The organism is Paraconexibacter sp., assembly GCF_041602235.1.
Classification (GTDB): domain Bacteria; phylum Actinomycetota; class Thermoleophilia; order Solirubrobacterales; family Solirubrobacteraceae; genus Paraconexibacter.
Window position 1 is genome coordinate 1 of the sequence record NZ_JBFIGP010000152.1, and the last position, 8966, is coordinate 8966.

Annotated in this window: 11 protein-coding genes; 8 read left to right on the top strand and 3 right to left on the bottom strand. The window is 70.9% G+C overall.

What is annotated here, in order from left to right; translation table 11 throughout:
* The 3 genes from ABYE80_RS12710 to dnaA all read right to left on the bottom strand — a co-directional run.
* On the bottom strand, positions 1 to 1097 hold a 1097-nt coding region (locus ABYE80_RS12710; protein ID WP_372790655.1), incomplete at its 3' end, for a DNA replication/repair protein RecF.
* 9 nt (positions 1098 to 1106) lie between these two features.
* A complete protein-coding gene (gene dnaN / locus ABYE80_RS12715; protein WP_372790656.1) occupies positions 1107 to 2225 on the bottom strand; it encodes a DNA polymerase III subunit beta in 1119 nt (372 codons plus the stop codon).
* 124 nt (positions 2226 to 2349) lie between these two features.
* Positions 2350 to 3786 (bottom strand): chromosomal replication initiator protein DnaA, encoded by a 1437-nt coding sequence (dnaA, locus tag ABYE80_RS12720; protein ID WP_372790657.1) that lies wholly within the window; start codon positions 3784 to 3786, stop codon positions 2350 to 2352.
* 312 nt (positions 3787 to 4098) lie between these two features.
* Between dnaA and rpmH the strand changes: the two genes are divergently transcribed.
* From rpmH to ABYE80_RS12760, 8 genes are all read left to right on the top strand, one after another.
* A complete protein-coding gene (rpmH, locus tag ABYE80_RS12725; RefSeq protein WP_372790658.1) occupies positions 4099 to 4233 on the top strand; it encodes a 50S ribosomal protein L34 in 135 nt (44 codons plus the stop codon).
* Between the two features lie 4 nt (positions 4234 to 4237).
* Positions 4238 to 4648 (top strand): ribonuclease P protein component, encoded by a 411-nt coding sequence (gene rnpA / locus ABYE80_RS12730; RefSeq protein ID WP_372790659.1) that lies wholly within the window; start codon positions 4238 to 4240, stop codon positions 4646 to 4648.
* Positions 4648 to 4914: a membrane protein insertion efficiency factor YidD gene (gene yidD, locus ABYE80_RS12735; protein ID WP_372790660.1), complete on the top strand. Its 267-nt coding sequence runs from the start codon at positions 4648 to 4650 to the stop codon at positions 4912 to 4914. Before rnpA ends, yidD begins: the two co-directional genes overlap by 1 nt.
* A 5-nt stretch (positions 4915 to 4919) precedes the next feature.
* Complete coding sequence (locus tag ABYE80_RS12740) at positions 4920 to 5786, top strand: YidC/Oxa1 family membrane protein insertase (RefSeq protein WP_372790661.1); 867 nt, start codon at positions 4920 to 4922, stop codon at positions 5784 to 5786.
* Positions 5783 to 6262: a protein jag gene (locus ABYE80_RS12745; protein ID WP_372790662.1), complete on the top strand. Its 480-nt coding sequence runs from the start codon at positions 5783 to 5785 to the stop codon at positions 6260 to 6262. Before ABYE80_RS12740 ends, ABYE80_RS12745 begins: the two co-directional genes overlap by 4 nt.
* A gap of 158 nt (positions 6263 to 6420) precedes the next feature.
* Positions 6421 to 7131, top strand: a complete 711-nt coding sequence (rsmG, locus tag ABYE80_RS12750; RefSeq protein WP_372790663.1) for a 16S rRNA (guanine(527)-N(7))-methyltransferase RsmG — start codon at positions 6421 to 6423, stop codon at positions 7129 to 7131.
* A gap of 83 nt (positions 7132 to 7214) precedes the next feature.
* On the top strand, positions 7215 to 7973 hold the full coding sequence (locus tag ABYE80_RS12755; RefSeq protein WP_372790664.1) for a ParA family protein: 759 nt from the start codon (positions 7215 to 7217) through the stop codon (positions 7971 to 7973).
* Positions 7966 to 8856 (top strand): ParB/RepB/Spo0J family partition protein, encoded by an 891-nt coding sequence (locus ABYE80_RS12760; protein WP_372790665.1) that lies wholly within the window; start codon positions 7966 to 7968, stop codon positions 8854 to 8856. The genes ABYE80_RS12755 and ABYE80_RS12760 overlap by 8 nt, the downstream gene beginning before the upstream one ends.
* Positions 8857 to 8966: the final 110 nt, after the last annotated feature.

The window sequence follows — 8966 nt, forward strand, 5'->3', positions numbered from 1 at the left end:
CGGACCTCCTGCAGGACGCCGCCCTCGCCGACCGCGATGCGCACCACGTCGGCGGCGTCGCCACCGGGGACGTGGGCCAGGTCGGTCGTCGTGATGACGCTCTGCCCGCCGTCGCGCAGGCGCTCCACGAGAAGCCGGCGGCGGTCCGGGTCGAGCTCGCTCATCACGTCGTCGAGGATCATCAGCGGTGGTGCACCGCGCTCCTCGGCCATCGCCTCGCGTTCGCACAGCAGCAGCGCCAGCAGGGCCAGGCGATGCTCCCCCTGCGACCCGTAGACCCGCAGCTCCCGACCGTCGCGCAGCAACGCCAGGTCGTCCCGGTGCGGACCGTGACCGGTGAAGCCCCGCTCCAGGTCGCCGTCGAGGCGTTCGGCGAGCTCGGTGGCGAGGCCCTGTGCCGTCGCCGCGGTCGTCCGCGGCCGATAGCGCAACTCGGGTGTCCCGGTGAGACCGAGCTCACCGGCGATCCTCGCGAACCCCGGCTGCAGGAGCTCCACCGTCCGCGCCCGATCGTCCCGCAGCGCGACGCCGTGCCGGGCCAGCTCCAGATCCCAGGCGGAGGTGCTGTCCCGCGACAGGTGCCCCGCGCGGATGCGGTGCAGCAGCGCGTTGCGCTGCGCGAGGGCATGACGGTACGCACGGCGGGTCTCGGTCCGTGACGGCCAGAGACCGGTGACCACCTGGTCGAGGTGGGCACGGCGCAGCGCCGGCGGGCCCTTGACCAGCTCCAACCGGTCGGGCAGGAACACGCTGACCAGCGGTCGGGCGGGATGGTCGACCAGGCGCTCGACCAGAGCGTCGTCCACGCGGATCCGCTTGGCCTCCCCCGGCTGGAAGCCGACGCTGAGCTCGTGCGCGTCACCGTGACGGTCGACCGTGTCGACCTCGACGCGCGCCGCGTCCGCGCCGAAGCGCACGCACTCCCGCTCGTTGGACGTCCGGCACGAGCGCGCCGTGCACCCGAAGTACAGCGCCTCGACCAGGTTCGTCTTGCCGACCCCGTTGCGCCCGTGGATCACCGTCAGGCCGGCGCCGAGGTGGACGTCGGCCCGGTCGTACGTGCGGAACCCGCGCAGACGTAGACCGGCGACGACCACGAGGCTCGACTAGACGTTGAGCCTGATCGGCATGATCAGGTAGAGGAAGCCGCTCCCGTCGCCGGCCTCGATGAGGCCCGGCCGCAGCGGGCTGATGAGCTTCAGGACCACGTCGCCGGACTCGACGCTCTCGAGGCCGTCGCGCAGGAACTCGGGGTTGAACCCGATGTCGAAGGCCTCGCCGCTGAACGGCACCGGCAGCGGCTCGCTGGCCTCGCCCACGTCGGGCGTCTGCGCCGAGACGGTGAGCTGCCCCTCGGTGAAGGCCAGGCGAAGCGGGGCGTTCTTCTGCGCCATCAGGCTGATCCGGCGCACCACGCCGGCGAGCTCCTCACCCGGGACGTGCAGCTCGTGCTCGTAGGTGTCCGGCAGCAGCTGACGATAGTTCGGGAACTGACCATCGATGAGCCGCGAGGACAGGACCGTCGCGCCGACCTCGAACACCACCTGGTTCTCCCGCAGGCCGATCCGGATCTCCGAGGCGTCGGAGGCCTGCACGATGCGCTCGAGCTCCTGCAGCGCCCGTGCGGGGACGTTGGCCTCGAAGCCCGTCTCGATGGGCGCCGCGAGCTTGGTCTCCTTGACGCTCAACCGGTAGGAGTCCGTCGCGACCATCCGCAGCTCGTCCCCGGCGGCGGAGACGAGGATGCCGGTGAGGATGGGACGGGTCTCGTCGCGCGAGGCGGAGCGTGCGACCTTGCCGATCGTGCCGACGAAGGCCTCCGCCGGCATGGTGACCACCTGGTCCCCCTCGCCGTCCGCCCGGCCGGGGAGCGGCGGGAAGTCCTCGGCCCGAAGCGTGCGGATGTGGAACTTCGAGGACTTGCACACGACCTCGACGTCCTGCTCGGCCGCGCGCAGCTCGAGGGTCACCGGTCCGTCCGGCAGCTGACGAGCGACGTCGAGCAGCAGGCGCGCGGGCAGGACCACGGATCCCTCACGCTCGACCGTCGCGATCAGCGGGACGCGCAGCGAGACCTCGAGGTCGGTCGCGCGCAGCTCGACGCCGGAGGCCGTCGCGTCGAGTTGCACGCCGGAGAGCGCCTGGACCGCGCTGCGGCTCGAAGCCACGCGCGCTGCGGTCTGGAGCTGCGAGAGAAGTTCCCGGCTGGTCGTGGACAGCTTCACGATGAGAACCTCGTATCACTGATTGGAGTCATCAGGCCTGTGGAAGTGTGGAGAAACCCGGGTCATGGCCGCACGGAGCGGGGAAACGCGCGCACAACGGGGCCATGGGGATGTGCGAAGTCTGTCAGTCCGCCCGGTCGGCATCGGCGAGCTCCCATCCGTCCGTCAGGCGCCGTGCGAGGTCGCTGACCGTCGCGAGGACATCGGGGTCCTGCGCCAGGCGCTCGGTCGTGCGGCGGACCGCGTAGAGGACCGTCGTGTGGTTCTTGCCGCCGAAGGACCGCCCGATCGCCGGCAGCGTCGCGTCGGTGTGCTCGCGCGCGAGGTACATCGCCAGCTGGCGGGGCCAGGAGACGCGCGCGGAGCGGTCGTCGCTCAGGAGCTCCTCGCGCGAGAGGCTGAAGGCGTCGCAGACGAGGTCCTGGACGAGGCGCACGTCGATGTGCACGGTCTTGCGCGCCTGCGGGTAGAGGGTGTCCAGGACACGGGCGGCGAGCTCGGCGCTGATCGGCTCGTCCTCCAGGGAGGCGAAGGCCACCACGCGGATCAGTGCTCCCTCCAGCGCGCGCACGTTGGAGGTGATGCGCCCGGCGATGACCTCGAGAGCGCCGTCGTCGGGCAGCGCCAGGCCGTCGTGCTGGGCGCGCTTGCGCAGCACGCCCATGCGTGTGGCCGGGTCCGGGGCGCTGATGTCGGCCACGAGACCGGAGGCGAACCGCTCGCGAAGCCGGTCGTGCAGGGCGTCGAGATCGCCCGGGAGGCGATCGGAGGTGAAGACCAACTGGCTGCCCATGTCGTGCAGCGCGTTGAACGTGTGGAAGAACTCCTCCTCGGTCTTGGCCTTCTGCTCCAGGAACTGCACGTCGTCGATCAGCAGGACGTCGTTGCGGCGGTAGTGCGCCTTGAACGCGTCGACGTCGCCGCCGTGCAGGGCGCCGAGGAACTCGTTGGTGAAGCGCTCGACGGTGGTGCAGCGCACCGTCAGGCCGGCGCCGTAGCGGCGGATGTAGTTGCCGATCGCGTGGAGCAGGTGGGTCTTCCCGACCCCGGGAGGGCCGTAGAGGAAGAGCGGGTTGTAGGCCTGCCCGGGGAGTTCGGCGACCGCGAGCGCGGCCGCGTGCGCCATGCGGTTGGCGTCACCGATGACGAACTGCTCGAAGGTGAACTTCGGGTTCAGGGGCTCGGGTGGGCCGGGCTGGACGCGGCGGGGGGCGTCGTCGCCGCGCTCACCGCGGGTTCGGCGTTCGCGCGTCGCCGTGCGCTCCGCGGTCCGCCCGGTGCTCCCCCGTGGTGCGCGCTCGTCCAGCCGGGACGGTGGGCTCTGGTCGATCCGCACCACCGTTCCCGCCCCGACCACCGCGGAGGCGGTGGCGTCGAGGAGCCGGCCGAACCGCTGGGCCACGAGGGAGCGGATCCCTGCGGGGGCCTCGACGGCGAGCGTGTCGTCGGCCAGCGTCAGGGGGCGCAGGGGCGCGAGCCAGATCTCGAACGTGCTCTCCGGGACGGCTCTCCGGAGTTCGGAGCACAGGTCGTCCCAGATGTCGTGGAGGTCGTGATGCACGGCAGGAACCGACCCCCGGAGGATGGGCGTCGGTGCAGCAGGATGAGGGGCCGGCTCAGGAGGATCTGGCGCAAGGCCACACCGGTTCCGAGCGGCGGGCGGCGACCATACCAGAGGCATTGGGGCCCGCCGCCACGGTTCGCCGGGCCGGTGACCGGGACCCCGCAAATCGCGGCAGATTCGGGTCGCACATGTCTGCACAGCCCTGTGCAGGATCGTGTGCAGAACCGTAAGCACAGGCGGCGGACACCTTCTCCGAGCGCACCGCGCTACACTGCCCAGCCCGTCGTCCAACCGCGGCGGATCTCTCTTATGAAGCGGACTTACCAGCCCAAGAAGCGCAAGCGCGCTCGCACCCACGGATTCCGCGAGCGGATGAGCACGAAGGCGGGTCGCGTCGTGCTCAAGCGCCGCCGCGACAAGGGCCGCAAGCGTCTCACCGTCTGACCCGGTGACGGAGCCGCGGCGACCCGGCGGTCGGCGCGCCAAGCGCGGGCGCCTGTCGCGGTCCGCGGAGTTCGACCGTGTCTTTCGCAGCGGCCGCTCTCACGGCGGCCGCTTCTTCGTGCTGTACACCTTTCCGCGCGGGGCCGAACCGGTCGTGGGCGAGGACACCCTCGACGTCGAGCCGAGGTTGGGGCTTTCGGTGTCACGCAAGGTGGGCGGCGCCGTCGACCGCAACCTCGTCAAGCGCCTGTTGCGCGAGGCGTTCGTGACCGAGGGACCCCGGCTTCCGACCGGCATCGACGTCGTCGTCGTGGCCCGTCCCGAGTCCCGGGAGCTCGCGGAGCGCGAGGGTCTCGACGGGGTGCGCCGCGAGCTCGGCGAGTTGATCACGAAGGCTACGGGGTCGACCGCCTGATGTGGGCGCGGAGGGCCGTTTCGGCGCCGATCCGCGCCTATCGCCGCTTCCTGTCGCCTGCTCTGCCGCGCCGCTGCAAGTACGAGCCGTCGTGCTCGGCGTACGCCACGCAGGCCATCGAGGAGTACGGCATACTGCGCGGACTTGTGCTCGGGGTATGGCGCGTCCTGCGCTGCAACCCATGGAGTCACGGCGGCCACGATCCGGTGCATGCACAGCGCCTGTTCGGGCGGCGTGATCCGGGCGCTCCGACACCGACGAAGTAGATCCCGTGCCCTTGGTCCTGGCGAACATCTTCCAGCCCCTGATCGACGTGTTCGAGCAGGTGCTCCTCTTCTTCCACGACACGGTCGGTCTGGGGTGGGGCTTCTCCATCATCGCGCTGACCGTGCTCGTGCGCGCGCTGCTGCTGCCGCTGACGATCAAGCAGTTCAAGTCGATGCGGGGCCTTCAGGTCCTCGCACCCGAGATCAAGAAGCTGCAGAACAAGTACAAGGACGACAAGCAGCGCTTGAACCAGGAGATGATGAAGTTCTACCAGGAGAACAAGGTCAATCCGTTCGGCTCCTGCCTGCCGATCGTGGCCCAGCTCCCGGTGTTCCTCTCGCTGTTCTACATGCTGCAGAAGGACCTGAAGCTCGACATCTGCGGTCCGGCGCTCCGCGCGGCCGGCAAGGACGCGGGGGACGCGCTGAAGAACACCTCGTGCTCCGAGGTCGCGTCGGTCGGCGCGGAGAAGTTCTTCTTCATCCCCGACCTGACGGACAAGGCGACGGGCAGCGTGCTGATCGCGCTGATCGTGCTCTACGTGGGCTCGCAGCTCGTCTCGAGCCTGCTCATGTCGGTCACCGCGGACCGCAACCAGAAGCTGATCATGCTGGCGCTGCCGTTCGTCTTCGTGGTCTTCGTCATCAACTTCCCGACCGGCCTGATCCTCTACTGGATCACCACGAACATCTGGACGATCGGCCAGCAGGCCATCGTGCGGCGCACGCTGGGGCCGCCGCCGGACACGCGAGCCGCGATGGCCGAGGCGAATCTCGTCGAACCCGTGCCCGCGGGGGGAACCTCCGTGGCCGGCTCGGCTCCGCCGCCGCCGCCGCGCAAGAAGAAGAAGAAGACAGGACGGCGTCGATGAGCATTCCGGGTGATGACGAGCGCGACCTCCTCCGCGACCTGCTGGAGGATGTCGTCGAGGCGCTCGACCTCGACGCGGAGATCGAGATCACCGTGGACGAGGACGGCGAGACCCTCGTCGCCACGTTGCAGGGTGAGGATCTCGGGCTGTTCATCGGCCGCCACGGCCAGACGATCGACGCGGTGCAGCACCTGGCCGTCCGTGCGCTCGCCGCGCTGAAGGACCGTCCGCGGCGGGTCGTCGTGGACGCGGAGGGCTACCGAGCGCGTCGTCGCGAGGCGCTCGAGCGCCAGGCCGACGAGGCGCTCGCCGAGGTGCTCGAGACGGGCCGCGAGGTGGCGCTCGACGCGATGACCGCGAGCGAGCGCAAGCTCGTGCACACGTATCTCGCCGAGCGCGGGGACGTCGAGACGCACAGCGAGGGCAAGGAGCCCGAGCGGCATCTCGTCATCTCGCCGCGCACCGCCGCCGAGTAGGGACGGCGCGACCCCGCGCGATGGGCGCGGACCGATGTTTCACGTGGAACATCGCCGCGGGCCGTCTTGCCCGTGTTCCACGTGAAACAGCGGATATGCGGCGAGGGACGTTTCACGTGGAACGCTGGTTGAGCGTCCGTGACGTACCGTGGGCGCCAATGACCGTCGCGCGCCCCCGCCTGGAAGCCCTTGTCGACGAGTACGGGTTGAAGCCGACCGCCGTCGACCGTCTCGATGCGCTCCTCGAGCTCCTCGCGAGCGACCCGACGGCCCCGACGACCGTCGTCGCCCCTCGCCAGGGCGCCGACGTCCACATCGCCGACTCCCTCGTCGGACTGACGGTCGAGCGGGTGCGCGAGGCCCGACGGATCGCCGACCTGGGCGCCGGGGCTGGTCTGCCCGGCCTGGTTCTCGCGCTGGCGCTGCCGTCCGCGCAGGTGGACCTGGTCGAGAGTGTGGGGAAGAAGTGCGACTTCATGACCCGCGCCGCGGCGCGGATGGACCTGGCGAACGCCCGCGCCGTCCACGCCCGGGCGGAGGCCTGGCCCGAAGGGCTCGGTGTCCACGACCTGGTCACCGCGCGCGCCCTGGCTCCGCTCACCGCGCTGGTCGAGTACGCGGCACCGCTGCTCGAGATGGGCGGGACGCTGTGCGCGTGGAAGGGCGCACGGGACCCGGTCGAAGAGGCCGACGGCAGCGCCGCCGCTGACGCCACGGGACTCGCGTTGCGCGAGGTGGTCGCGGTCCGGCCCTGGGAGGGTGTCGAGGCCCGTCATCTCTACCTCTACGAGAAGGTCGCGCCGACGCCCGACCGCTTCCCCCGCCGCGAGGGCATGGCGCGCAAGCGACCGATCACCGCGCCGGCGTGACGTGGGCGGTGAGCCGAGAATGCCGCTACGAGCGGGATTCTTTCGGCCCTCCGACCGTCTGAATCTCTACCGTGGACCGTCGCATGGGCACCGTCTACGCCATCGCAAACCAGAAGGGCGGCGTGGGGAAGACCACCACCGCCGTCAACGTCGCTGCCTGCATCGCCGAGGCGGGCTACGAGACCCTCCTGATCGACATCGATCCGCAGGCCAACGCCACGGTGGGCCTGGGCCTGGCCAAGGACCTCGAGCCGAACGTCTACGACGTCCTGGCCGGGGACGCCCCGGCCGCCGAGGCGATCGTCCCCACCTCCATCGACCGCCTGTACGTGCTGCCGGCGAGCCCCGACCTCGCCGGCGCGACCATGGAGCTTCCGCGGCAGGCCGGATCCGAGGGCAACCTGCGCAAGGCCCTCGAGCCGATCCGGGACCGCTTCGCGTACGTGATCCTCGACTGCCCGCCGTCGCTGGGCCCGCTGACCGTCAACGCGCTCGTGGCGGCCGATCGCGTGATCGTGCCCGTGCAGACGGAGTACTACGCCCTCGAGGGCCTGGCGGGCCTGCTGGAGACACTGTCGCTCGTCCAGCGCGAGCTCAACCCGCGGCTCACGATCGCGGGGATGATCCTCACCATGCACGACGGCCGGACCCGCCTGGCGCGGGAGGTCGAGGAGGACGTGCGCAAGCACTTCCCGGAACTCGTCTTCGACACGGTCATCCCGCGCAACGTGCGGATCAGCGAGTCGCCGAGCCACGGCGTGCCGGTGACGCACTACGACCCGCACTGCGTCGGCGCCGACGCGTATTTCGAGCTTGCGAAGGAGGTTGCCGCCCGTGGCTGAGAAGCGAGGGATGGGGAGGGGCCTGTCGGCCATCCTCTCCGTGACGGCCGAGGATGTCGCGGGTCCCGCCGGGCCCACGGCGGATGAGCTGCGCGAGCTGCCGGTCACCGACGTCCACCCGAACCCCAACCAGCCGCGGAAGCGTTTCGATGACGAGGCGCTGCACGCGCTCGCCGAGTCGCTCGGCGAGCGTGGCGTGCTGCAGCCGGTGCTCGTCCGACCGGCCCCCAGCGGCACCGGTTACGAGCTCGTTGCCGGCGAGCGTCGCTGGCGCGCCGCCCAGGCCGCCGGCCTCAAGGTCATACCGGCCATCGTCCGGGAGCGTGACGACGCCACGACGCTCGAGGACGCACTCATCGAGAACATGGCTCGGCAGGACCTCAACCCGGTCGAGGAGGCGCGTGCTGTCGCGGGCCTCGTCGAGGAGCTGGGGCTGACCCGCGAGGCCGTCGGGAAGCGCATCGGTCGTAGCCGCGTCGCGGTGTCCAACCTGCTGCGAATTCTCGACCTGCCCGACGAGGTCCTCGATCTCCTGGAGTCCGGCGCATTGAGTGAGGGCCATGGTCGCGCCCTGCTGATGGCCGACGACCACGGGGACCGCAAGCGCCTCGGTCGCGCCGCGGCGGAGGCCGGATGGTCGGTGCGCGTCCTGGAGGAGAAGGCGCGCCAGGTCAACGAGGCCGAGCGCGGGGTGACGAAGGGCCGCGCCGCCCTGCATCCTGATCAGGCGGCAGCCGCCGAGGACATCGCGGCGGCCCTCGGCGCTGCCCTCGGCACCGATCTGAAGGTCAAGCCGCGAGGTACCGGGTACCGCGTCGAGTTGACGTTCGCATCCGCGGACGAGGCGGTCGCCCTCGCGTCGCGCCTGGGACGCACGGGGTAGCGCTTCGGCGCCGTCGATCGGACGCCGTTCCGGGCGGGATCACCCGGCCCCGGACGGAGCTCGGCGAGGGGCGGAGGAGGCCCCGTGGTGAGCCGACCAACGTGGAGGCC